Annotated in this window: 30 protein-coding genes; all 30 read left to right on the top strand. The window is 45.6% G+C overall.

Translation table 11 applies throughout. The features are described from left to right. Positions 1-206: 206 nt before the first annotated feature. The 30 genes from terS (at position 207) to AC3WTP_RS04275 (ending at position 22,050) form a co-directional block, all read left to right on the top strand. Positions 207-989, top strand: a complete 783-nt coding sequence (gene terS / locus AC3WTP_RS04420) for a phage terminase small subunit (RefSeq protein ID WP_492393375.1) — start codon at positions 207-209, stop codon at positions 987-989. Next, the gene (locus tag AC3WTP_RS04415; RefSeq protein ID WP_492393374.1) at positions 973-2,253 is read left to right on the top strand and encodes a PBSX family phage terminase large subunit; all 1,281 of its coding nucleotides are present in this window, start codon (positions 973-975) and stop codon (positions 2,251-2,253) included. Before terS ends, AC3WTP_RS04415 begins: the two co-directional genes overlap by 17 nt. Before the next feature lie 10 nt (positions 2,254-2,263). Continuing rightward, positions 2,264-2,410, top strand: a complete 147-nt coding sequence (locus AC3WTP_RS04410; protein ID WP_492393373.1) for a hypothetical protein — start codon at positions 2,264-2,266, stop codon at positions 2,408-2,410. A gap of 38 nt (positions 2,411-2,448) precedes the next feature. Continuing rightward, entirely contained in the window at positions 2,449-3,882 is a 1,434-nt protein-coding gene (locus AC3WTP_RS04405) for a phage portal protein (protein ID WP_492393372.1), read from the top strand. Beyond that, the gene (locus AC3WTP_RS04400; protein ID WP_492393371.1) at positions 3,866-5,422 is read left to right on the top strand and encodes a minor capsid protein; all 1,557 of its coding nucleotides are present in this window, start codon (positions 3,866-3,868) and stop codon (positions 5,420-5,422) included. Before AC3WTP_RS04405 ends, AC3WTP_RS04400 begins: the two co-directional genes overlap by 17 nt. A 291-nt stretch (positions 5,423-5,713) precedes the next feature. Next, entirely contained in the window at positions 5,714-6,358 is a 645-nt protein-coding gene (locus AC3WTP_RS04395; RefSeq protein WP_492393370.1) for a phage scaffolding protein, read from the top strand. Between the two features lie 19 nt (positions 6,359-6,377). Next, the gene (locus AC3WTP_RS04390) at positions 6,378-7,343 is read left to right on the top strand and encodes a major capsid protein (RefSeq protein WP_492393369.1); all 966 of its coding nucleotides are present in this window, start codon (positions 6,378-6,380) and stop codon (positions 7,341-7,343) included. 11 nt (positions 7,344-7,354) lie between these two features. After that, positions 7,355-7,639, top strand: coding sequence for a hypothetical protein (locus AC3WTP_RS04385; protein WP_492393368.1), 285 nt, complete (start codon positions 7,355-7,357; stop codon positions 7,637-7,639). Beyond that, positions 7,623-7,961, top strand: coding sequence for a phage head-tail connector protein (locus AC3WTP_RS04380; RefSeq protein WP_492393367.1), 339 nt, complete (start codon positions 7,623-7,625; stop codon positions 7,959-7,961). The genes AC3WTP_RS04385 and AC3WTP_RS04380 overlap by 17 nt, the downstream gene beginning before the upstream one ends. Next, the gene (locus AC3WTP_RS04375) at positions 7,961-8,353 is read left to right on the top strand and encodes a hypothetical protein (protein WP_492393366.1); all 393 of its coding nucleotides are present in this window, start codon (positions 7,961-7,963) and stop codon (positions 8,351-8,353) included. The genes AC3WTP_RS04380 and AC3WTP_RS04375 overlap by 1 nt, the downstream gene beginning before the upstream one ends. Continuing rightward, positions 8,350-8,910: an HK97 gp10 family phage protein gene (locus AC3WTP_RS04370; protein ID WP_492393365.1), complete on the top strand. Its 561-nt coding sequence runs from the start codon at positions 8,350-8,352 to the stop codon at positions 8,908-8,910. Before AC3WTP_RS04375 ends, AC3WTP_RS04370 begins: the two co-directional genes overlap by 4 nt. Before the next feature lies 1 nt (position 8,911). After that, positions 8,912-9,334, top strand: coding sequence for a phage tail terminator family protein (locus AC3WTP_RS04365; protein ID WP_492393364.1), 423 nt, complete (start codon positions 8,912-8,914; stop codon positions 9,332-9,334). Further along, positions 9,331-9,522 (top strand): YqzN/YkzM domain-containing protein, encoded by a 192-nt coding sequence (locus tag AC3WTP_RS04360; protein WP_492393363.1) that lies wholly within the window; start codon positions 9,331-9,333, stop codon positions 9,520-9,522. The genes AC3WTP_RS04365 and AC3WTP_RS04360 overlap by 4 nt, the downstream gene beginning before the upstream one ends. Before the next feature lie 4 nt (positions 9,523-9,526). Then, complete coding sequence (locus AC3WTP_RS04355; protein WP_492393362.1) at positions 9,527-10,840, top strand: phage tail sheath family protein; 1,314 nt, start codon at positions 9,527-9,529, stop codon at positions 10,838-10,840. 13 nt (positions 10,841-10,853) lie between these two features. Further along, positions 10,854-11,312 (top strand): phage tail tube protein, encoded by a 459-nt coding sequence (locus AC3WTP_RS04350; protein WP_492393361.1) that lies wholly within the window; start codon positions 10,854-10,856, stop codon positions 11,310-11,312. Positions 11,313-11,330: 18 nt separating this feature from the next. Beyond that, positions 11,331-11,738, top strand: coding sequence for a phage tail assembly chaperone (locus AC3WTP_RS04345; RefSeq protein ID WP_492393360.1), 408 nt, complete (start codon positions 11,331-11,333; stop codon positions 11,736-11,738). 190 nt (positions 11,739-11,928) lie between these two features. After that, the gene (locus AC3WTP_RS04340) at positions 11,929-13,893 is read left to right on the top strand and encodes a tape measure protein (RefSeq protein ID WP_492393359.1); all 1,965 of its coding nucleotides are present in this window, start codon (positions 11,929-11,931) and stop codon (positions 13,891-13,893) included. 11 nt (positions 13,894-13,904) lie between these two features. Continuing rightward, a complete protein-coding gene (locus AC3WTP_RS04335; protein ID WP_492393358.1) occupies positions 13,905-14,576 on the top strand; it encodes a LysM peptidoglycan-binding domain-containing protein in 672 nt (223 codons plus the stop codon). After that, positions 14,573-15,523 carry an XkdQ/YqbQ family protein gene (locus tag AC3WTP_RS04330; RefSeq protein WP_492393357.1) on the top strand — a complete coding sequence of 317 codons (951 nt, stop codon included), beginning with the start codon at positions 14,573-14,575 and terminating at the stop codon, positions 15,521-15,523. The genes AC3WTP_RS04335 and AC3WTP_RS04330 overlap by 4 nt, the downstream gene beginning before the upstream one ends. After that, a complete protein-coding gene (locus tag AC3WTP_RS04325) occupies positions 15,523-15,762 on the top strand; it encodes a DUF2577 family protein (RefSeq protein ID WP_492393356.1) in 240 nt (79 codons plus the stop codon). Before AC3WTP_RS04330 ends, AC3WTP_RS04325 begins: the two co-directional genes overlap by 1 nt. Continuing rightward, positions 15,763-16,191: a DUF2634 domain-containing protein gene (locus AC3WTP_RS04320; protein WP_492393355.1), complete on the top strand. Its 429-nt coding sequence runs from the start codon at positions 15,763-15,765 to the stop codon at positions 16,189-16,191. Further along, positions 16,192-17,268, top strand: coding sequence for a baseplate J/gp47 family protein (locus AC3WTP_RS04315; RefSeq protein ID WP_492393354.1), 1,077 nt, complete (start codon positions 16,192-16,194; stop codon positions 17,266-17,268). It begins immediately after the preceding gene. Beyond that, positions 17,258-17,788: a putative phage tail protein gene (locus tag AC3WTP_RS04310; RefSeq protein ID WP_492393353.1), complete on the top strand. Its 531-nt coding sequence runs from the start codon at positions 17,258-17,260 to the stop codon at positions 17,786-17,788. The genes AC3WTP_RS04315 and AC3WTP_RS04310 overlap by 11 nt, the downstream gene beginning before the upstream one ends. Beyond that, positions 17,788-19,077: a pyocin knob domain-containing protein gene (locus tag AC3WTP_RS04305; RefSeq protein ID WP_492393352.1), complete on the top strand. Its 1,290-nt coding sequence runs from the start codon at positions 17,788-17,790 to the stop codon at positions 19,075-19,077. Before AC3WTP_RS04310 ends, AC3WTP_RS04305 begins: the two co-directional genes overlap by 1 nt. 9 nt (positions 19,078-19,086) lie before the next feature. Next, positions 19,087-19,587 (top strand): hypothetical protein, encoded by a 501-nt coding sequence (locus AC3WTP_RS04300; RefSeq protein ID WP_492393351.1) that lies wholly within the window; start codon positions 19,087-19,089, stop codon positions 19,585-19,587. Position 19,588: 1 nt separating this feature from the next. Then, a complete protein-coding gene (locus AC3WTP_RS04295; protein ID WP_492393350.1) occupies positions 19,589-19,726 on the top strand; it encodes an XkdX family protein in 138 nt (45 codons plus the stop codon). Between the two features lie 82 nt (positions 19,727-19,808). Then, entirely contained in the window at positions 19,809-20,225 is a 417-nt protein-coding gene (locus AC3WTP_RS04290) for a phage holin family protein (protein ID WP_492393349.1), read from the top strand. Further along, complete coding sequence (locus tag AC3WTP_RS04285; protein ID WP_492393348.1) at positions 20,212-20,862, top strand: glycoside hydrolase family 73 protein; 651 nt, start codon at positions 20,212-20,214, stop codon at positions 20,860-20,862. Before AC3WTP_RS04290 ends, AC3WTP_RS04285 begins: the two co-directional genes overlap by 14 nt. Positions 20,863-21,083: 221 nt before the next feature. Continuing rightward, positions 21,084-21,515 (top strand): DUF6941 family protein, encoded by a 432-nt coding sequence (locus AC3WTP_RS04280; protein ID WP_492393347.1) that lies wholly within the window; start codon positions 21,084-21,086, stop codon positions 21,513-21,515. After that, positions 21,496-22,050, top strand: coding sequence for a hypothetical protein (locus tag AC3WTP_RS04275; protein WP_492393346.1), 555 nt, complete (start codon positions 21,496-21,498; stop codon positions 22,048-22,050). The genes AC3WTP_RS04280 and AC3WTP_RS04275 overlap by 20 nt, the downstream gene beginning before the upstream one ends. Positions 22,051-22,146: the final 96 nt, after the last annotated feature.

The following is a 22,146-nucleotide window of genomic DNA, read 5'->3' as shown; positions in this document are numbered from 1 at the left end:
TGGCAAACACAATAAATTAACCAGACCTGATAAAGGACTGCCTGTTCAACCAGAATCGTGTGTAGGCTGCGTATGGGGTAGTTGGGATGGGCTCAAGCAGTATTGTCCGTTTCGGAGATGTGTAAGAGTGAAACGTAAGTTTAGGCATAAGTGGTAATCTGCCAAAACAAACATAATCCGATCGCGGAGGTGGTGGAGGTGATCTGATGGCAAGGGCTAGAAGCCCAAACAGGGATAAAGCTATGAAGATGTGGCTTGAAAGCAATGGATCTATGAAGCTCAAAGAAATTGCTGCTGAATTAAGCCTGGGCGAGACGCAGATCCGAAAGTGGAAGAATCAAGATGATTGGGGATCTGCTCTGAAAGGTAACGTTACTAATGAAGATCCAAAAGGTAACGTTACTAAACGACGTGGACCGCCAAAGGGTAGCAAGAATGCATTAGGCAATAAGGGCGGATCTGCTCCAGAGGGAAACAAGAATGCTGAGAAGCACGGCTTTTTCAGCAAGTATATGCCGGCAGAGACTCTTGAGATTATGAAGGAGATCGAAGCGCGGCAGCCGATCGACTTGCTATGGGATCAGATCGCGATTCAGTACACAGCTATTATTCGAGCACAGCAGATCATGTACGTTAAGGATCAGAAGGATAAGACGACAACCAAGATCGAGGAGAAGTTCGGCAACGTAAGCGGTGAACGCTGGGAAGTACAGCATGCTTGGGACAAGCAGGCAGCCTTCCTGCAGGCTCAGAGTCGTGCTATGGGCGAGCTACGTTCACTCATTAAGCAATACGAGGAAATGTGCCGTCAGGATGAAGTCGATGAAGAGAAGAAGCTAAGGATCGCTAAGCTTAAGCTCGAGGTGAAGGATCTCAGCGGAGATGGTGACGGGGATGCACATAAGCAGAATAGCGGCTATGCTGAAGCGCTAAATGTACAGGCAACTGATGTGTTTGCTGACGAGGTGGAACATGGCGAAGAGACGTAAAAAGACAACCTCTTTTATGTTCAAGCCTTTCAGCTCGAAGCAGAAGAAGCTGCTTATGTGGTGGACGGATAACAGTCCTTACCACGATTACGACATGGTGATTGCTGAAGGAGCTATACGGTCGGGTAAGACGATAGCGATGATCGATTCATTTATCACCTGGTCACTTGATAAGCATAAGGACCAGAATTTCATCATTGCCGGTAGATCAATGGGCGCTTTGAAACGTAACGTGCTAGAGCCCATGTTCCAGATCCTGACGGCAAAGGGCATCGACTACCATTATCACCGTAGCGAGAATCCTCACGTGGTTATTGGGACTAATACGTATTATCTGTTTGGAGCGAGTAACGAAGCCAGCCAAGACGTGCTTCAAGGACTTACGGCAGCAGGAGCATATCTGGATGAGGTAGCCTTGTTTCCTAAGTCGTTCGTTGACCAGGCAATAGGTCGTTGTTCAGCTGAGACAGATGGCAACGGTGCAAAGATATTCTTTAACTGTAACCCAGGCGGGCCATATCATTGGTTCAAGCTTGAATATATCGATAAAGCCAAAGAGAAGAAGATTTATGTCCTGCATTTTACGATGGAGGACAATTTGTCGTTGTCTCGAGCGGTCAAAGAGCGCTTCTATCGGATGTTCTCAGGCGTGTTCTTCAAGCGCTATATTCTTGGATTATGGGTTATGGCCGAAGGTGTTATATATGACCTCTTTGATAAGGAGAAGCATGCTGTATCAACGATCGAGCGTAGATACATCCAGCACTATATCAGCTGTGACTATGGCACACAGAACCCGACAACATTCGGACTGTGGGGACTCGATGCTGGCGTATGGTACAAGGTCAAGGAGTATCACTATGATGGGCGTGCTAAGAGCCGGCAGAAGACAGATGAAGAATATTGCGACGATCTGATAGAGTTCGTAGGCAAGCTCCAGCTCAAAGGAGTTATTATTGATCCCTCAGCTGCTTCTTTCATTGCTGCCCTAAAGAAGCGCGCACTGTTTCGTGTTATCCAGGCGGATAATGACGTGATCGATGGGATACGTAATGTGGCATCAGCCTTGAGTGAGGGCTTAATCAAGTATAACGACTGCTGTAATGAGACGTTTCGGGAGTTCAACTCTTATGTATGGGATGACAAGGCGGCAGCGCGCGGTGAGGATAAGCCAATCAAGGAGAATGACCATCAGATGGACGCTGATCGTTACTTTGTTAATACGGTTGTGAAGCGTAAGAATGGCATTTCGGTATTAAAGTGAGGTGAAAGAGATGGAAGATAACAGGATCGCATTGTCTTTTAAACTGGATGTTGATACTGAAATGCTTGAGCAAAAGCTTTCTCGCATTAACGATCAACTTGATCAAATTCTGGCCAAGTATGGATTGCTGAATGGCCAAGAGAAAGAGGAGTCATAGCTTTAATTTTGAAAGGTTGAACGCGAGGAGGTGAGAGAGTGTTTACAAGCAGGCTGCAGGAGATCGAGCAGATCATAGCCGGCAATGCGCCGATGTCATTGGCCGAGATCATCGAAGAAGAGATTAAGGAGTTTAAGCAATCGGAGCCGTATAGGATCATGGTCGAGGCTGAGCAATACTATCGTAACCGGTCGGATGTACAGCGGAAGACCAATGATCTGAAGAATCGTTCTAACGTTAAGATGGAACATCCGGTGCTTAAGAAGCTGGTGGACCAGAAGGCGAATTATTTGCTGTCGAAGCCCTTCACGGTAGAGAGCCCAAGTGAGCCTTATGCCGTTGCGCTCAACGATCTTTTTGATCAGGAATTTCGGCGCAAGATCAAGAGCCTGGGCAAGGGCGCACCGAAGTCGGGTATCGCCTATATCGCTCCATATTTTGCTGATGGAAAGCTAAAGTTTATGCGGCTGCCGTCTACAGAGGTCATTCCGTTGTGGTCTGATTCGGAGCGCACAGTTATGGGTGCCTATATCAGGTTCTATAATCAAGTTGTCTATGAGGGCAAGAAGAAAAAGACGGTTATGCGGGTAGAGTATTGGGACGCGACGGGCGTTAAGCGCTACGTCAACAGTGGTTCAGGCACGAAGCTAATGCCTGATACAGACGCACCACCGGAAGAGTCACACTTTAATATCAACGGCGTGCCGTACAACTTCAAGACCGTACCGATCGCATGGGTTAAATACAATGAAGAGGAGCTGCCGCTGCAGTATTTCATTAAGGATCTGATAGACGATATTAACTGGCAGTCGTCTGTTACATCAGATGTCCTCCGTGATGTGGCCAAGTTCATTTACATCCTCAAGAATTATGGCGGTGCTGATCTGGACCAGTTTATAAGAGAACTACGGGAGAGCCTAGCTATTAAAGTTGAGGGCGATGGCGGTGTAGATAAGCTGCAGGCTGACATCAACGTCGATGCCGTAATGACGTTCCTGGACAAGAACCGTCGGGACATATTCGATTATGCGAATGGCGTTGATACCAAGGATCCAGATCTGGGGAATGCGAGTGGCACGGCCATTAACTTTAGATACATGGACTTGGATACCGATTGCGCGTCTTTGGCCACAGAATTACAGGACACCTTCCTCAGGTTGAAGGTGTTTTTTGATGTCTATCTACAGATCACGGGCAAAGGCGACTTTAGCAAAGAGACATTCAGTATCACGTTTAATGCTGACATGCCGGTAAACGAGACGGATATCATCACCAATATTCGTAACAGTGAGGGTATTATCTCCAAGCGGACCCAGTTGGCTAATCATCCATGGGTGCAGGATGTGGACGAGGAACTTAAGCAGAAGGATGAAGAGGCTAAGAAGGCCATGGATGAGTTTGGCTCAGGCCTGTTTGATACTGCTATGGGAGTCAATCCGGGTGGTGAACCAGTAAATGGCCAAGAGCAGTGAGTATTGGGTAAGGCGTGCGCTGAAGCGTGAGCAGGAAAGTTTTGCGAAGGGTGCAGAACTGTCCATGCGGCTATTCAAGGAATACGAGCGAGCAGCCAGAGAGATCCGCGTGAAGGTGAATGACTTCTATTCCAGGTACGCAACAGAGAATGAGCTATCGTTCGACGATGCTGTAAAGCTTCTGAGTCGTGCTGAAAAGCAAGAGTGGAAGGCAAGCATAGGCACATGGGTTAGACGGATCAACGCTGAGCAGGATGAAACGGTTAAGGCGATGTTAAAGGCTGAACTTGATGCGCTGTCCTACAATAGCCAGATAAGCCGGCTAGAAGCCCTGTACAGTCAAATACAAATGGATCTGAATGAGTTGTATGCCCGCGGCGTTGAGCAGATGAAAGAAGCCTACGGCGATATGTTTGAAGAGGCGTATTACAAGAAGGTCTATGATATTCAGCAGCGTGTTGGCTATATCAATGAGTTTGCCAAGATCGACGAAGGCATGATCGCTAACATCGTCTCCTATCCATGGTCTGGGGCTGATTTCTCGCAGCGACTATGGGAGAACAAGAAGGTCCTGCATTTCCATGTACGGGAGACGATCACTCAAGGCTTAATCCTTGGCAAAGGTACTGCTCAGATGACGAAGGACATCTCAGACAAGATGGGGTCGTCATTTAAGAATGCCGAGCGCCTGATCCGCACTGAGACGACTCACTTTCACGCCGAAGCGAATAAGACGGCATATGCGGCCGCTGGTATTGAGCAGTATGAGTACATGGCTACGTTGGATATGCGGACCAGTGGTGTATGCCGCGGGCTTGACGGCAAGCACTTTAAGCTATCGGAAGCTCAGGCAGGTGTAAACTATCCGCCTATGCATCCGTGGTGCAGATCGACAACAATTGAATACGACCCAGAGGATGCGCTCGATTGGTACAACAGCGGGCAGCCTATGCCGGACCAGATGACCTATGAGGATTGGCGTGGATCACAGGTTGATGAGATGGGCGAGGAACGAGTAAAGGCCGAAGAGAGTAAGGTTAAAAACAAGGCCTCTGATGCAAAGCTATACAAGCAATATAAGGATGTCCTTGGTGATGATGCTCCTAAAAACCTTCAATCCTTCCAAGAAATGAAGTATAATGATAGTGAGAGCTATCAGGAGCTCAAAGAATTAGTCGCATACAAAGAACGTGTTCCGGATGCGAGTAAGACGGACTTTGCACATTACAAAGCGATTAAAGCAACTGGAGTCAAAGGGGTTCCAATTGTTCCAGCTCCAAACATTGATGTATCGGGATTCGACTTCGACGATGAGCACATAGCTGATCGTAGTCATGGCGTGACCAGGGAGCAGGCAGAAAGCTTTATCAGAAACGCAAGGTTTGCCTTATCGAAATGGAAAGGGAAGTTTCTTAATTTTTATTCTGATGATGGGGCTGCATTTGTAAATTTGGGAGAGAAGAAGATCAGAACTGCGTTTACGAGCGCTGAGTATGATGATGCGGTCAAGAAAATGATGGAGGTGTTCAAGGATGGATAGGGTACACTGCCCTCTGGTGAAAAGGGAAATCACTATCGAAGAATGTTTCGATATTTGCATGTATGCTGAGGGGTTGTCACCTTCAAGGTTCATTCCGAAGGACATTAAGCCGTCAGACGATACCAAGAAAATATGCAATAATTGTCCGAATCATAGAAATGATTGAACCATCGCCTTCGTTAAGAGGACGGTGGTTTTTTGTTGCTCAAATTTGGCCTCCCGGTGCCAGCACAACCGGATCCGCAATGAGCGTGGAAGTCGCTATATAAACAGCGGTGAAAGGAGATAGTCATGATCGTTGAAGCAATCAAGTCTCTGTTAGGCGAGGAGCTGTCCAAGCAAGTTGAAGAAGCAATGAAAGGTAAAGGGAAGGAGGGAAAGGACGTTGATCTTGTTGTGGGGAATGACGGAAGTTTTGTTCCCGCTGAGAAGTATAACGCGGCGAATGCCGGCAAAACCAGTGCCGAGACCGCCCTAAAGTCGGCAGCTGAAGCGCTGAAAGCAGTAGGCGGCAGCGGTGATCCTGCTAAGATTGCTGATGACGTAAAGGTAGCTCAAGGCAAGATTGATGATCTGGGCAAGAATCATAAAGCTGAGCTAGTTAAGATTCAGCGCACTGCCGCTATCAAAACAGCATTGGCCGGCAAGGTTCACGACACTGATGACATTATACGGTTCTTGGACATGGACAAGCTCGAGATTGACGATAACGGCGCACTTAAGTCCAACATCGACGATCTCATGAAGCCACTCAAAGAGTCGAAGCCATATCTGTTTGTTGAGGAAAAGCAAACAGACAACCAGCAGCAGACGACAATAACAGGTGCTCAGCCTGCTGGGTCCGGAGCTGGTACAACAGGCGGCCAAGGCGGCGGTGCTCCTGCATCGCTGTCTGACGCTATCAAATTGGCCCTTACAAGCCAGCAAAAACAATAGTCTGAGAGGATGATTAAGAATGGCAGTAACATTAGCGGAAGCTAAAAAGAACGTACAAGACGAACTCCAAATGGGCGTTATCGATGAATTTGCGAAGAGTAACTTTCTCTTCAACAACATGACATTTGATGATTGCGTATCGCCTACTGGTGGCGGTGCAACTCTCACATACGGATATACTCGTTTGCTGACTCAACCAACTGCATCGTTCCGCGCAGTGAATACCGAATACACTCCATCCGAAGTGACAAAGCAGCGTCATACTGTTGACCTGAAGGTATTCGGTGGGGCGTTTGAGGTAGACCGTATCATCGCTGGCATGGGCGGTATCGTGGATGAGGTTACATTGCAGATGTCCCAGAAGATCAAGGCAGCATCTGCCCTTTTCAATGAAACAGTAATCAACGGTGATAGCGCAACGAACTCCATTGCATTTGACGGTTTGGATAAAGCCTTGACTGGCTCTTCAACTGAGTACAACGGCGGCGCTAGCGATACGGTAATCGATCTTTCCACTTCAGCACTTGTGACGGAAAACTATGCGAGCTTTCTGGACATGCTGGATGAATTTTTGATGGGATTGGATGGTACACCTTCATTCATCGGTGGTAATACAAAGATGATTGCAAAGCTTCGCGCTGTAGCTCGACGTGCGGGTATGTACCAGGTCACTAAGAATGATTTCGGCCAACAGGTTGAATGGTATGGAACAACTCCGTTCACAGATTTTGGCGCTAAAGCGGGCACGAACGACCCAGTTATTTCAACAGACCCTACCGCGGGTACGACATCGATTTATGTAGCCCGTTTAGGATTGGACGGTTTCCATGGTGTATCTATGGCTGGTCAGCCTCCAGTTCGTTCTTGGTTGCCTGATTTCACTACTGCCGGTGCTGTTAAGAAGGGTGAAGTCGAGATGGTTGCTGCTGTAGCCCTCAAAGCTTCTAAAGCGGCAGGCGTATTCCGCAAGATCAAAGTGCAATAGGAGGATCTATAATGGCAAAAGTACATTGTCCCAATAAAGATTATTGCGGCATTTCAGCTAGTGTTATGTTTGTAAACGGCGTAGGCGAGACAGACAAGCCGGAGCTTCTTGAATGGTTCGAATCACATGGGTATGAAGTTGTTCGTGAAGAACAGCCCAAGCAAATCGAAGAAATGACGGTTCCCGAACTGAAAGCTTATGCTAAATTGCATCAAATTGAACTTGGTGAGGCAACCAAAAAGGATGAAATCCTTGGACTAATTCTAGGGGCTGATCCGAATGGTACAGAGTCTTAAGCTCATACTCGGCATTACTGATGACTCAAGGGACGGACTATTGCAGTTCGTCCTGGATTCAGTTATTGACCAAGTCAAGGCATACTGCAATATCACTGAGATCCCTATGACACTTGAGCGAATCATTATCCGCATGGCCGCAGATATGTGGCGATCTGAAGGTTACGGCCAGGAAGCTAAGAATCCAACGGTCAAGTCAGTTAGCCGCGGTGATCAATCAACCAGCTTCGATACAGCAGCAGTCGGCAAGCTGGAAGGTGGGAAGTCTATCATCGATGACTACGCTATTCAGCTTAACGCCTATCGGAAGTTGAGGTGGTAATGGTGTTCGGAAACGCAAGAGCCGAGAGACGTGCGCTAGAATCGACGTACGAGGACACCTGCACCGTAAACCGTTTGCATGAGGTAGAGGGAGCAAATGGGATAACCAGAACCGAAGATGATCCGGTGAATATTTATGTCGATATCATATGTGCGCTGTCTGCTCGGGGAGATAGTAGCAAACAGACGGATGTGCAGCACCACATCGAGTATGACATGCTTCTGTTTGTGCAGCCGGAGCTGTCGATCGAGGCAGGGGACCATATTACGGTTAGACGGTTTGGTCGAATTAACCCTGCGAGTGCAAATATTCAATCCTTTGAGGTCATCGGTAAACCGTTATCTTACGCGACGCATAATCAGGTACGCTTGAAGGCAGTTGATCTAGCATGAGCTTTAATTACAAGGAATTGGTTCAGTTTCGGGACAACCTCCTGGATCTTGTCGATGATGTACCTGAGATCATGGAGGAGCTGATCGTCGGTGAGGGCGTCTATGCGGTCAAGCAGGCGAAGCTGATTACGAAGAATGATAGTCCAGACATCGTCGCAAGTGGGGCGTATCGAAACAACTTCCACGCTGGTGACAAGGCGCTAGCACACAGTAACAACAAGGACCATGACGGCAGCAAGTCGCAGCGGAACGGCGGCACATACCGCATCGACGTATACAACAACCTGGATTACGCCAAGCACCTGGAATATGGATTCCGCAGTCACTGGGTGCCTGGTAAATGGGAAGGTAACACGTTTGTGTACATCAAGGGGTACAAACCGAAGCCGGGCGATAAAGACGACCCAGGCGGAATGTACGTCGGTCCGAAAGATGGTTACGTCAAAGGTCGGTTTGTACTGCTAAGAGCGATAAAGCGGACGAAGATCACGCAGGACGCCCGCCTAAAGCGAAAGTTCGATAAGAAGATCAAGGAATATATCGAGAGGATGGTGTAGCATGACGGTTAACCAGATCATCGAAGCGACCGCTCTGAAACTGAAACAGCTATACCCTAATCGGAAAATCTACACCGACGAGATACCCAAGGGAGCTGACGGTAACTTTTATGTCCGTTGCGTCGATCAAGAGCACAGCAAAGGGCTGGCGCGGCGACGTTCGCGATCTTACAGCTTCGAAGTGCTCTACTTCCAATCCAAGAAGGATAACATGACCTTTAACGATTGGGCCGAAACGATGTACTTCGAATTTGAGACGCTTCAGGTCCAGGGGAAGACGATACATCTAACCAATGCTCACGCTGAGCCCGGCGACGATATGGTATTCCATTTCATCTTTGATGTAGAAATTACGGGTCTCATCGATCGAGTGGTAGGCGAGACAATGAATGACCTTCAGGTTGAAGGAGGATTGAAGTCATGAAAAATAGCAAGAGTAGGAAGGCTTCTGACACTGTGCAGGAGCCTTCTTTTACTAAGTGGCAGCTTATGTCCAGTGCAAGGTTAAACGTCAATCCTGACGTGCTAGATGCGCTGCTAAGCGACGATAAGAAATACACCATATCCGAGGTTAATGGATTGGTTAAGGACTTTATGAATAGAAAGGTGTGATCATATGCCAATTGGTGGCGGATCGTTTACAATGCAGAACAAGACTTTGCCTGGAACATATATCAACTATGTAGCTGCGGGAGGCGGCGTATCAGCTGGCGCGCGAGGGATCGCATCCCTACCGCTTGTGTTGAGCTGGGGAGCTGAAAGCAAGATCATCAAGGTCGATGCTGCCGAATTTAGCAAGCAAGCTCTTACGGTATTCGGATATGAGCCAACCGCGCCGGAACTGTTGCTGATCCGCGAAGCTCTAAAACGAGCAAAGACTTTGTTGGTGTATAGAGTTAATACCGGCGTTAAGGCAAGCGCGACGATCGGCGGCGTTGAGGTAACTGCGAAGTACAGCGGTACCCGCGGGAACGCGATCCGAGTTGCGGTATTAACCAATCCAGACAGCGGCTTTGACGTAATTACGCACCTCGGAAGTACAGAGGTCGATAAGCAGACGGTTACGACATCTGGTGATCTTGTTGGAAATGACTTTGTTACATTTGGTGCAGGAACACTGGCCGCTGCTGTGGCTACGGCATTGGCTGGCGGCACAGATGGATCCGCTGACGGTTCCGCTTACTCCGCTTACCTTACAGCGCTTGAAGTTGAGAGCTTCAATGTGCTCGGTTATCCAGGAACAGAGAATAACATCAAGTCGCTGTTTGCTTCGTTTACTAAGCGTTTACGCGATGACGAAGGTAAGAAGATCACCTGCGTCTTGGCCAACCAAGCAGCTGACTATGAAGGAATTATCAACGTGAAGAACGGTGTTGTACTCGAGGGCGGAACGGTGCTCACATCTGATAAGGCAGTGGCATGGGTAACTGGCGCCACAGCAGCTGCAGAGATCTACCAAAGCTTGACTAACACCGCATACGATGGCGCTGTGGATGTTGATATCAAGTACACCAAGTCTCAGTATGAGGCCGCGATAAAAGCTGGCGAGTTCGTATTCTATGCTGAGGATCAAAAGGCACGCGTACTGACAGACATCAACAGCTTAACGACCTTCGGCGGAGGTAAGTCGCCAGACTGGACCAGCAATCGCGTTATTCGCGTACTTGATGGATGGGCTAACGACGTGGCACGCATTTTCGGGGCTTCGTACATCGGCTTGATGACCAATAATGACACTGGTCGGCAGTTGTTCAAGGCGGATCTCGTATCACTGGCGCTGCAGTACCAATCGATCGGTGCAATCAGCGAGTTCGATAGTGCGGATATTGAGATTGCACAAGGAATTGGCAAGCGTGACGTAATGGTGAATTGCGCACTACAGCCGAATGATAGTATGGAAAAACTCTATATGACGGTCAACGTCGCTTAAGGGGTGAAGAGGTATGAGAGAACTTAACGCGCAGGATACAATTAGCGGCAAGGAAGGACGAGCCTACGCCAAGATTAACGGCAACAACGAGGAAATGTTCTTCGCTAAGACTGTAGAGGCTACGATCGAGAAGACGAAATCAGAAATCAAGTCGATCGGCAAACGTATGACCGGCCACAAGACAACCGGAATGAGCGGTAGTGGCAACATGACGATTTACTACATGTCGCCTTTGTTCAGATCAATGCTGAAGCTATACAAGGATACGGGACGCGATGTGTATTTTGATATGGTAGTTGAAAACGAAGATCCAGCCAGCGCTGCCGGTAAACAGAGCGTCTTGCTAATGGGCGTTAACCTGGATTCGACCATTCTAACGAAGCTGGATGGAGACAGCGACGATTCGCTGGATGAGGATGTTGACTTTACTTTTGAGAATTTCGATATTCTCCAATCTTTCAACAAAATCTAATGTAAAGGGGCTTTCAATATGGGTAAACTACTAGATTTCTTGATTAATAACGACATTGAAACTGAGGTAAAAACAGAGGTTGAAATTGCACCGTTTCCATTTCCATTCGTGGTTAAGTCTATCACAGAAGCTGAAAACAAGATGATCCGCAAGAGCTGCGAGAAGTCTACCTTCAACAAAAAAACGCACCAAAAGGAAACGGAGCGAGACACAGACTTGTATATGAACAAGTTGGTCGTTGCGTGTACACTTGATCCTAACTTTAAAGACGCTGAGCTTCAGAAAAAGTTTGGTGTCGTTGGAGCCGAGGATCTAGTAGGAAAGCTACTAAATGTCGGACAACACGCGAAATTGGTAGAAGCGATCCAATCCGTTAATGGGTTTGACAACGACATTAATGAATTGATCGACGAAGCAAAAAACTAATAGAGCAGGGCGGTGAAGCGGAATACGCTCACTATGCCCTGCATGAGTTGAAGTTACTTCCTTCGCAGTTATTAGCCCTTTCCAATAGAGAGAGGGCTTTTATCTACGCTTCTATCAATGTTCAGTCTGATCGAATCAGCAAAAGCAGAGCAAAGGCGAAAGCGAAGCGTAAATAGTAAGGAGGTGTACAATGGCTGGCATAAGTACATCACTAGCAATTAAGGACAAATTTACATCGACATTGAACAGAGCAGAACAAGGGGTTAACAGTGTTCTAAAGTCCATGCGCAATTTAGATGTTCAGAGCTTGAAAATGAACCCATCAAAGATGTTCAATTACGCTAAAAATTCTATAAATCAATCTAGTAATAGCGTTGATAACTTTGTTAGAAAACAAGATGCTGCTGCAAAAGGGAGTAAAAAAGTTGCGAACGGCTGGAAAGATGTAAAAGGATATGTATTAGGGGCTGTAGCCGCATTAGGATTGGTTGAAGGTGCGCAAGCTGTTGACTCATATGTTGGAATACAAGCACGCTTAGGATTGATCACAGACAGTCTAGAGGAGCAAAAGCAGCTTCAAGACGATGTATACAATGCAGCCATGCGTTCTAGGGGCGTATATAACGACATGGCAAATTCAGTCGCAAAACTTGGTTTATTGGCTGGTGATGCATTTTCATCCAATGATGAAATGGTTGCATTCGCTGAATTGATGCAAAAGTCGTTCGCCTTGTCGGGTGCATCAACAATGGAACAACAATCAGGCATGTATCAGTTAACACAGGCAATGGCTGCTGGTAAGCTGCAAGGTGATGAATTCAGATCCATCATGGAGAATGCCCCTATGCTTGCTAATGCGATTTCAGCTTACACAGGAAAGACAAAAGGCGAGCTGAAGGAAATGTCTGCTGATGGTGAAATAACTGCCGATATTATCAAGGGTGCGCTGTTTAGTATGGGCGATGAAATCAATAAGATGTTCGGCAATATGCCAATGACATTTGGTGGCGCAGTGAATCAAATCAAGACATACGCCACAAACGCATTCAGCGGCGTCATGCAGACCATTAATGGCTTCCTAAATAGTACGGCAGGGGAAACGATGATAATCGGAATAATGGGAGCTATAGACATTGTAGCAGCATCCATAACTGGATTTATCGACCTAATTAATATGATTGGTCAAGTCGTAACAAACAACTGGAATATCATACTTCCTATACTCATTGGATTAGGGGCTATACTGGCGTTGTGGATCTATCAGCAATTCCCGCTAATGATTGTTAGGTTGTGGAGTATGGTAGCTCCTGTATTGATTCAAGCCGCTGCATGGATGGCTATGAACTGGCAGATCATGTTGATTGGACTAGCAATAGCAGCCGTTGCCGCTGTACTCATTAGCTTAGGAGTCACATTCGAAGATGTGTTCGGATTCATCGGCGGTATATTGGGTGGGTTTTATGCGTTCTTCTACAACTTGTTTGCTGACTTGTGGAACTTGCTTGCAACATTCGGTGAATTCTTCGCTAACTTCCTATCAGATCCTGTCGGATCTATCATCCGATTGATATATGACATGTTCGATGTTGTCATGGGGGTTGTAGAGACGATTGCCAATGCGATCGATGCTGTGTTTGATACAGGTGTGTCCGACGCTGTACGAGGGTTCAGAGACAACCTGAGCAAACAGGTTGATGAAACATTCGGTAAAGGAAAAGTAGAGCTTGACCGTATGGACAAGATAGACACAGGTGAAGCGTTCGACAGCGGTTTTGATATTGGTAAAGACATAGGCAAGGATATAACGGACGCCGTTGGCGAACTTTTCAAAAAACCTCCTGAAGACGATAAAGATAAAACACAGGAAATCGTAAATCAATTCGGCGGTGCTGGTGGAGACAACTTCGTACCTGATGTTGGCAAGGTTGATAAGGTAGGAAAGATTGAAAAAGAAGTCAACATTGCTGATGAAGATTTGCAGATGTTGAAGGACATAGCCGAAATGAAGTATGTTCAGAACTTCGTTACGTTGACACCTCAAGTATCAATGCAAGCTACCATAAGCGAGAAGGTAGATATTGACGACGTAATGAACAGCCTTGCCAAGAAACTTGATGAAGAAATTGCAGCTAACGCAGAAAGTGTATACGCATAGGAGGGGAATTCATGAAGTATCAAATGTTTCTTATCTTGGAGAACAGACGGATTGAATTCCCTGTTCTTCCTGAGTCGATAAAGGTTTCGTCTGCTGGAACGAATGAAACATACACCGTTCTTGGAATAGGTGAAATAAACGTGCTGAAGGAGATGGGATTGAGAGAAGTTACCTTTGAATCTCATTTCCCGCTGCATAACGCTCCATACGTAACATCTAAAGCTGGTCGTTTAAATCCTTCTGACTATGTGAAAGCAATACAAGGGCAACGGTTCAAAAAACTTCCTGTAAGATTCGCCTTATACGGTTCAGACTTAGACATTAACATAAATATGTCTATTGAGAACTTTGATTATGAGGAAAGAGCTGGTGAGGTAGGAGATATCTATTTCTCTATCACGCTGAAGGAATGGAAAACATACGAAGCGAAGCGGCTTATACTATCTAACAACAGTAAGAAGGCAACAGCAGGAACGAATAAACGAGCAGGAAGCCCGCCACCATCTAAAACACATACAGTTGTCAAAGGCGAAAGCATGTGGTCTATATGCAAGAAGCGATACAATGACGGTAGCAAGTATCCTGAGCTTTATGCAAAAAACAAAGCCATGATCGATGCTAGGAATAAAGGAACTGGTCTGCCGAAGTACACAATCTACCCTAATCAGGTGTTGAAACTATGATACAGGTAATGTACCAAAACATAGATACTGGCGCAGCTCATGACATTACAACCTTGATTACTGAAGCAACATGGAAAACAGTGAGGAAAGGCGCACCTGCTCAATTCGACTTCACTATGATTAATGACAAGAATGTTAATATCATAGAAGGCGGTATTATAGCGGTAAAAACTAACTCGCTGAATATCTTTCATGGCTACGTATTCAAGGATACAGTCAACCACAACGGTGAAATTGATGTACTGGCTTATGACCAAATGCGATACCTGAAGAACAAAGAAACATATGTATTTACTGGTAAACGTGCCGACCAAATAGTCACACAAATAGCGGCAGACTTCAAAATTATACTTGGTCAAGTGGCTAATACCATGTATGTCATTAACTCGCTTGTGATGGATAGCAAAACACTATTTGATACCATCTTAGAAGCACTTGACAGAACACTGATGAACAAAGGTGAGATGTTCTATCTATGGGACGATTACGGAAGCCTAAGAGTATCAAACGTCAAGGATACACGCCTAAACATTATCATCGGTGATGATAGCTTGATAACAGAGTTTGACCGTAAACGCAGCATAGACAGCGATACGTTCAACCGAATCAAGTTGGTTAAAGACAACAAGGATACTGGTAGACGTGACGTGTATATTGCACAAGACTCCGACAATATGAAACGTTGGGGTATATTGCAGCACCATGAAGTTGTCAATTCAGACATGAACAAGGCACAGGTTGATGCGCAAGCAAAAAACATGCTGAAGCTAATGAACAGACCCACCATGGAGCTAAGTATGGAAGGTATATCCGACCTAAACATAAGAGCTGGAAGGTCAGTATTCGTGAAGATCAAATCTATCAACATGTCTGGATGGTATATAATAGAATCATGTACCCATGATTTGTTAGCTGGAACCATGTCGTTAGAAGTGAGGGTTGTTTAATGCTTAGCGAAGCGATAAAAAAGTTATCAAAGCAAACTAATGATAGTTCAGATCCCATGATGATTGTGTATGGAGATGTGAAATCATCGTCACCGCTTCAGATATTGGTTGACAACCGTTTTCCCATAGAAGGTGAAGCAATTATCATCATGCAAGGAACAACCGTTTCTAGCGGCGACAAGGTGGTTATGCTTCGCAATCATGGAGGTCAACAATTTTTAGTATTGGGGCGTGTATAGATGGCACTAACTCCAAGCAATACAGATACGTTTGCAGACATAGGCGAGATTGTCGAGGTTGAAACACAAGCCGAACAACCGTCGAGAACATACGCAGTTAACTTTAGCACTAATCGAATCGAAGGCACGATTGATGGCATAGATGCTGTTAAACAAGCGATCTACATGATCTTGCGAACCAAACGTTTTGCATATTTGATCTTTAGCTGGGATTACGGAGCTGAGATTGATAACCTGCTTGGCAAGAGTCGAGATGTGCTGCAGAGCGAGATCAAGCGCGTAATCACTGAAGCATTAACCGCTGATGAGCGGATAACCGATGTGATAGACTTTAACATAAAATATATCGATAAACGTTCGGCAGCGGTAGAGTTTACCGCTGTTTCTATTTTTGGCGACGTACAGATCCAGGAAGAGGTGACGTTCTAGGTGGCAATAGATCAATCAACAGTGACATATGATGCGATACTCCAGCGTTGCCTTGATCGGGTACCAGATACTCTGGACAAGCGCGAGGGATCCGTTATCTATACAGCGATCGCGCCGGCAGCTGCTGAATTAGCGATGCTCTATTCTATCTTTTTGACTGAGATGGATCGTGCCTTTCCTGATACTGCGACGGGCGTCGATCTGACGAACAAGGCGAAGGAACGCAGCGTGTTCCGACTGCCAGCGACAGCTGCTGTACGCAAAGGGCTGTTAACAGGTGCAGAGGTGCTGATCGGAGCCAGATTCTCTGGGGGAGATGTCAACTATGCCGTAACAGCTAAGATCAAAGCTGGAGAGTATCAGTTGACCTCAGAGGAGCTAGGAGATATCGGCAACGAGTATACCGGCATCTTATTACCGATCGATTACATTAATGGGCTGACCAGTGCGACTATGACGGACGTGCTGATATATGGTGAGGATGAAGAATCTGACGAATCGTTGAGAGCCAGATATTATGATTCGCTCAACACAGAGGCATTCGGCGGCAACGTAGCGGACTATCGCGCAAAAATGGAGCAGGTGGCGGGGGTAGGCGCGTGCAAGGTATTTCCGGCCTGGAATGGCGGCGGTACTGTCAAGCTAGTCATTACTGACAGCGCCGCCGGCGTGCCATCTACAGAGCTTATACAGTCAGTCCAGCAGGAGATCGATCCACCAGGTTATCAAGGTCAAGGCAAAGGCTGGGCTCCGATCGGCCATACCGTTACCGTCGATGGTGTGACAGGGCTAACAGTCAATGTATCGTTTAATCTTACCTTTGAACCTGGTTACGACTGGAACGGGGTTAAGGACGCCGTGTCAGCAGCCATACAGAGCTATCTCAGCGATTCAATTAGTGGCTGGGCAGACGTAGAAGCGGTCGTGCTGCGCATTAGTCAACTCGATGCTAAGATACTAGCCGTGCCAGGTGTGTTAGATATCTCAGGCACTACACTGAACGGGTCAGCTGCCAATCTTGTACTAGCTGCGACAGAGATCCCGTTACTCGGGACGGTGACGAACAATGCTTCGTGATTACTGGCCAGATTATCTGCAGGATATAGCTGAGCTTAAAGCACTGGCAGTTGCTGAGCAATTGGAGATTAACACGATCACAGACTTGATCAACAACATGTCGCGTGATTTTTCTGTGTTTACTTTGACTGATAACGGCATTATACGTTGGGAGTCCATACTTAAGATAACCGGCAAGACAGCTGATGATGAGGATTCCCGACGCTTCCGCATCATTACTCGTATTTTAGAGCAGATTCCGATCACTAAACGAACGCTATACACTCAGCTTGAAACGTTGTGTGGTAAGGACGGTTTTACGCTAGAGATTAACAGCGGTTCTTATACGCTGACAGTAAAGCTGGCGCTTACATCCAAGTCATCGTTTAGCGATGTGGTTGCTCTAATAAACCGATCAGCGCCTGCTAACTTAATCTGTACCGTCACGATCATGTATAACAAGCACTCAGTATTATCCCAATTTACCCATGCTCAGTTGGCATCCATGACACACGATGAATTACGAAATGAGGTGATTTAATGGCAACGACAACGCCGAATTATGGGCTGAATCTTCCTGGTGAAAATGATTTCTACAACGTGGAGGATTTCAACGAAAACTTTAATAAGGTAGACCAAGAATTAAAGAGGAATGCTGACGCTGTGGCTAATATTGATCTCTCTGGCATCACGCCAGAGAGCATAGGTGCCGCAACCAAGAGCGAGTTTGACGCACATGCTGCGGACAATAGTAAGCATGTTACAGCAGCTAAACAGGCATCGTGGGATGCCAAGGAGACTCCTGCAGGCGCACAAGCTAAAGCTAATCAAGCAGAGACTAATGCTAAAAATGCTAGTGCGGTAAGCAAAACGGTTGGTGATTTGAATAATCCAATTGATGTTAACACGCTAATAACTCCGGGAATTTATAACGTTATTAACGGAATTAACACACCTGACAGAAATAAGTTTTACGGCATGTTTGTTTCGAACGCCCCTAACCAAAATTGGGTTCAACAACTGGTGTTTGAGCACGACACAAGAAACGTTTGGTATCGAAACAGTTACGACGGAGGCGGCAGAGTTTGGCAGCCGTGGATTAAGGTAATAACATCTGAAGGTGGAAATATAAGCGGAGATATTTCATTCGAGCAAAGTAAGAAAAAGATGTATATGTACCGTAGAACATCCGACCACCTGTATTCAGGATTAGGGCAAGACATGGACGGAACATATAACCTGTCTGCATTTTTCCCGCTTAACAACGGGAATGGTAGTTTCTCAATTGGTTCAATGTCGCATGATGGAAACATGACATACAAACCTATAGTTGCCGTAAGAGGAAATGGTGAGATGTGGGTGAGTGGTAGGAACATTCTAGCCGAAATAGACTCGGTAAAGCAATCTGGCGTTGATGCTAAAGCTGCAGTAGTCGCATCTATCAACGCCATGGGTGGATCAGCGACTACAAATGATACATGGGCAACGTTAGCAGCTAAGATACGGCAGATACAAACCGGTAAGAAATTTGCCAAAGGAACGGCAACGGCTGACGCTTCTAACAAATTAACAGTTACAGGTATTGGATTTAAGCCAAAGACTGTTTATTTAAATGCTTACTACTTTCCTGCAGAACAGTTTCATTGGTTGTTTTATTCAGAAGAATCTAATAGCGTGTCTAACGATGCTTGGGTAACTCAGTATGGTGGCGGATCTAATGTTTCGGGCACTAATTATCTTTCGGATCAAGTAACGACAAACAGTAATGGCTTCGTTGCTACGAATGCAAATTCTTCAAATAAGAATTATTCATGGTACGCATGGGAATAGGGGGACGTTATGAACGAGATTGGCAGACGAATTTATTATGATGTCGCAACAGGAAATGTGATTATCAACACTGGCGAACGTTCTGAATCTGTAATTGAGACAACTATTGACCAAGATATTGAAGCATACAGCGCTTTGTCCGAGCGTAACCGCGACACGTTCGATGTGTTGCAGTTTGAATATGGTCAATATGCGCAAGACTTCGCAGCATGCAATGGTTATCGAGTAAATCTAGAAACAAGAGAGATGGAGTTTAGTTATCCAGATCCCGAACATCCAGAACAGCCGCCAGTGTATCGGAAGCCGCTAAGCGTCGAAGTAGATTTGCTTGGTGAACAGATGGTTCAGCACGAATTAACATCACTAGATCTACGGCAACAGAATGACGTACTTGGCGGTCAGATGGTCGAAAAAGACTTGCAGATTCTTGATTTACAATCACAAAACGAAGCACTTGGTAATACAGTTGTTGGTTTAGAGCTTAGATTACTTGAACTGGAGGCGAAGTAAAATGTTTAACAGCGACTTTGAACGATTGCAGTATTATTACAGTAAGGGATGGGCGAAAGAGCAGCAGCTTCGGCAATATGTCGCATTCGGCGTAATCACAGCGGAAGAATTCACGGAGATCACCAATAAGACTTACTAAGCGCAGCCGAATCGGTTAGCGCTATTTTTATGCCCTCAATCACTGGTCGTGGGCTATTTTATACCTAAAAGGTGGGGTGTATATGAAAGAAAATACGTTCAGCGCTGTGGTAGCTGGAATCGGTACAGGCGTAAGCATGTTCCTTGGTGGGTGGGATATCGCGCTTAAAATACTCGTGTTCTGCATGGTTGCAGATTACGTAACAGGGATTTTAGGCGCCATCCGTACCAAGACACTCAATAGTGAGGTTATGTTCTGGGGCGGCGTCCGTAAAGCTGTTGTATTTGTGGTAATAGCGTTAGCGGTTATGTTAGATCAATTGATCGGCAATGACTCTGCGATATTCCGCACGTTTGCATTGTATTTCTACATTGGCCGCGAGGGGTTAAGTATTGTCGAGAACCTTGGAATATTGAATGTGCCGCTACCGGCGTTCCTGAAGAAGGTGCTAGCTCAGTTGAATGAGAAAGGGGATGGTGAACAACATGAAGCCAAATGACTTCATCTCCAAGATCGCGGCATATGCTGTTGCAGATATGCAGCGTACAAGTATCCCTGCATCGTTGACGATCGCGCAAGCGATTCTGGAGAGTAACTGGGGCGAATCCGGGCTGACTAAGCGCGGTAATAATCTGTTTGGCATTAAAGGGACTGGTTCAGCTGGCAGTGGCGAGTACCGCACTGCCGAGTACAAGCCGAACGGCGAAAAGTATTACATCATGGCACAGTTCCGTCACTACCATAACTGGGGCGAGAGCATCACTGATCATAGCAAACTGATACTAAACGGCACGCGGGACAAGCCTAACCGTTATCACGGTGTCATAGATGCCGACTACAAGACAGCTGCGCATGCGATCCGCGCTGGAGGGTATGCGACCGACCCGAAGTATCCTCAGTTGCTCATTGATCTAATTGAGAGGTATGAGTTGTATAAATACGATGTAATAGAGGAGGACGACACATTGAAGTTATCTGATAATGAACGTAAGATGCTTGTGGACACACTGAAGGATATGCACAAGCGTGGATTGATAACAGACAAGTCTTGGATCCAGAAAGCGGAGAATGGGACGCTGACCGTCTCGGAGCTGACTTGGCTTAACACGATCATATTGTCTCGGAGTATTAAATAATGATGTACATTGAATAGATGTAATGGCATTATCTTTGCAAATCCAAAAGCATCGGTGGAAAGAGTCGGCTGGAAAGCATTCTGTCGGCTCTTTTTAATCATAGAAAGGTAAATCTAATATTGATATAGCCATCAAACATTTCCTTATTAAAATAAAAAGGAATTCAAGATTATTTGTCGAATGGGTATTTATCGAAGCTTAAAAAAGGAGCATGATCCGTAATGGCACAGGCGAACTTGAACTTTCTTTTGTTATGTGAAAATGCAAATAATATACCAACACCAGACAATGAACAGAAATTACTTATTGTGCAACCGATTCAACGACTTAATGTTCCTTTTATTCCAACGCTCATGTCATTCGATGTTGCAGCTGGTATTTCGAAAGTGCCTGCAGCAAGTGATTTTACTATAAAAATTGACTGCATAGATGCTGAAGACAAGGAGATATTCTCCCAACAACTTATGGGATCTTCAGGAGTTGGAAATGATGAATTTGGTGAATTAACTGTTAATTTCGGCATTCGCAATGTTATGATTACATGTGAAGGTGAATTTAAAATACGAATTTTTCTTAATGATGATGAACTTGGAAAATACTTCTTCATGGTTAAGAAGAAGGAGTTGCATATAAATGCAGGCGTTAAGCAATAAAACTGCAACTGATTTAGGGGACTATAAAAAAACTAAACATTTATTGGAGTCAGTGGGCTTTAGTTCAAATAAAAGTTTACCTTCTTATGTACTTAGTTACCTTGAAGGTCAAAGCAAATTTGATCATATCATACAAGAAGTAGTTATCGGGCACGAACAATCTGCATATACAAGTTCTGGAGGTGATAATATGGACGATGCGATAAAGACTCTGATAGATCGTTTGGATCAAGACATTAGGGATCACAAGCAAGAAAATCGGGATCGTGACTCCAAAATTATTATTGATTCTCAAGAACGAGAGCAACGATATAGAGAAGCCCTGGCTGAACAAAATAGAATGTTTCGCGAAGAAGCAAAAGAACGTGAAGATCGAATGATGGCAGCCATTGCTGAAATGAAAAGTGATTTAAAAGAGTCGTTTAATGATGTGAAAGAAGAATCGAAGACGACCAGAAACACGGTAATTGGATTAACAGTGTCTGTAATATTAGGAATAGCTGCGATGGTAATAGCTTTGATATTAGCAAAATAATAAGAGCCGTGGGATTATCTGAAGTGCTACCTGTCAAGTAGACAGTGTAAAAAACAAAAACAGTTGGTTTATTTTCCTCAGCTCGGTTTAACAGAG

The sequence above is a fragment of the Paenibacillus sp. EB106-04-04-XG159 genome, assembly GCF_058791835.1.
Note: the sequence above shows the minus strand (reverse complement) of the source record. Positions and strands in the feature narration are given on the sequence as shown.

What these genes read in the sequence shown, in the direction of transcription:
- terS (WP_492393375.1), top strand. Translation starts at nt 207, where the DNA reads ATGGCAAGGGCTAGAAGCCCAAACAGGGATAAAGCTATGAAGATGTGG.
- AC3WTP_RS04415 (WP_492393374.1), top strand. Translation starts at nt 973, where the DNA reads ATGGCGAAGAGACGTAAAAAGACAACCTCTTTTATGTTCAAGCCTTTC.
- AC3WTP_RS04410 (WP_492393373.1), top strand. Translation starts at nt 2,264, where the DNA reads ATGGAAGATAACAGGATCGCATTGTCTTTTAAACTGGATGTTGATACT.
- AC3WTP_RS04400 (WP_492393371.1), top strand. Translation starts at nt 3,866, where the DNA reads ATGGCCAAGAGCAGTGAGTATTGGGTAAGGCGTGCGCTGAAGCGTGAG.
- AC3WTP_RS04395 (WP_492393370.1), top strand. Translation starts at nt 5,714, where the DNA reads ATGATCGTTGAAGCAATCAAGTCTCTGTTAGGCGAGGAGCTGTCCAAG.
- AC3WTP_RS04390 (WP_492393369.1), top strand. Translation starts at nt 6,378, where the DNA reads ATGGCAGTAACATTAGCGGAAGCTAAAAAGAACGTACAAGACGAACTC.
- AC3WTP_RS04385 (WP_492393368.1), top strand. Translation starts at nt 7,355, where the DNA reads ATGGCAAAAGTACATTGTCCCAATAAAGATTATTGCGGCATTTCAGCT.
- AC3WTP_RS04380 (WP_492393367.1), top strand. Translation starts at nt 7,623, where the DNA reads ATGGTACAGAGTCTTAAGCTCATACTCGGCATTACTGATGACTCAAGG.
- AC3WTP_RS04375 (WP_492393366.1), top strand. Translation starts at nt 7,961, where the DNA reads ATGGTGTTCGGAAACGCAAGAGCCGAGAGACGTGCGCTAGAATCGACG.
- AC3WTP_RS04370 (WP_492393365.1), top strand. Translation starts at nt 8,350, where the DNA reads ATGAGCTTTAATTACAAGGAATTGGTTCAGTTTCGGGACAACCTCCTG.
- AC3WTP_RS04365 (WP_492393364.1), top strand. Translation starts at nt 8,912, where the DNA reads ATGACGGTTAACCAGATCATCGAAGCGACCGCTCTGAAACTGAAACAG.
- AC3WTP_RS04360 (WP_492393363.1), top strand. Translation starts at nt 9,331, where the DNA reads ATGAAAAATAGCAAGAGTAGGAAGGCTTCTGACACTGTGCAGGAGCCT.
- AC3WTP_RS04355 (WP_492393362.1), top strand. Translation starts at nt 9,527, where the DNA reads ATGCCAATTGGTGGCGGATCGTTTACAATGCAGAACAAGACTTTGCCT.
- AC3WTP_RS04350 (WP_492393361.1), top strand. Translation starts at nt 10,854, where the DNA reads ATGAGAGAACTTAACGCGCAGGATACAATTAGCGGCAAGGAAGGACGA.
- AC3WTP_RS04345 (WP_492393360.1), top strand. Translation starts at nt 11,331, where the DNA reads ATGGGTAAACTACTAGATTTCTTGATTAATAACGACATTGAAACTGAG.
- AC3WTP_RS04340 (WP_492393359.1), top strand. Translation starts at nt 11,929, where the DNA reads ATGGCTGGCATAAGTACATCACTAGCAATTAAGGACAAATTTACATCG.
- AC3WTP_RS04335 (WP_492393358.1), top strand. Translation starts at nt 13,905, where the DNA reads ATGAAGTATCAAATGTTTCTTATCTTGGAGAACAGACGGATTGAATTC.
- AC3WTP_RS04330 (WP_492393357.1), top strand. Translation starts at nt 14,573, where the DNA reads ATGATACAGGTAATGTACCAAAACATAGATACTGGCGCAGCTCATGAC.
- AC3WTP_RS04325 (WP_492393356.1), top strand. Translation starts at nt 15,523, where the DNA reads ATGCTTAGCGAAGCGATAAAAAAGTTATCAAAGCAAACTAATGATAGT.
- AC3WTP_RS04320 (WP_492393355.1), top strand. Translation starts at nt 15,763, where the DNA reads ATGGCACTAACTCCAAGCAATACAGATACGTTTGCAGACATAGGCGAG.
- AC3WTP_RS04310 (WP_492393353.1), top strand. Translation starts at nt 17,258, where the DNA reads ATGCTTCGTGATTACTGGCCAGATTATCTGCAGGATATAGCTGAGCTT.
- AC3WTP_RS04305 (WP_492393352.1), top strand. Translation starts at nt 17,788, where the DNA reads ATGGCAACGACAACGCCGAATTATGGGCTGAATCTTCCTGGTGAAAAT.
- AC3WTP_RS04300 (WP_492393351.1), top strand. Translation starts at nt 19,087, where the DNA reads ATGAACGAGATTGGCAGACGAATTTATTATGATGTCGCAACAGGAAAT.
- AC3WTP_RS04295 (WP_492393350.1), top strand. Translation starts at nt 19,589, where the DNA reads ATGTTTAACAGCGACTTTGAACGATTGCAGTATTATTACAGTAAGGGA.
- AC3WTP_RS04290 (WP_492393349.1), top strand. Translation starts at nt 19,809, where the DNA reads ATGAAAGAAAATACGTTCAGCGCTGTGGTAGCTGGAATCGGTACAGGC.
- AC3WTP_RS04285 (WP_492393348.1), top strand. Translation starts at nt 20,212, where the DNA reads ATGAAGCCAAATGACTTCATCTCCAAGATCGCGGCATATGCTGTTGCA.
- AC3WTP_RS04280 (WP_492393347.1), top strand. Translation starts at nt 21,084, where the DNA reads ATGGCACAGGCGAACTTGAACTTTCTTTTGTTATGTGAAAATGCAAAT.
- AC3WTP_RS04275 (WP_492393346.1), top strand. Translation starts at nt 21,496, where the DNA reads ATGCAGGCGTTAAGCAATAAAACTGCAACTGATTTAGGGGACTATAAA.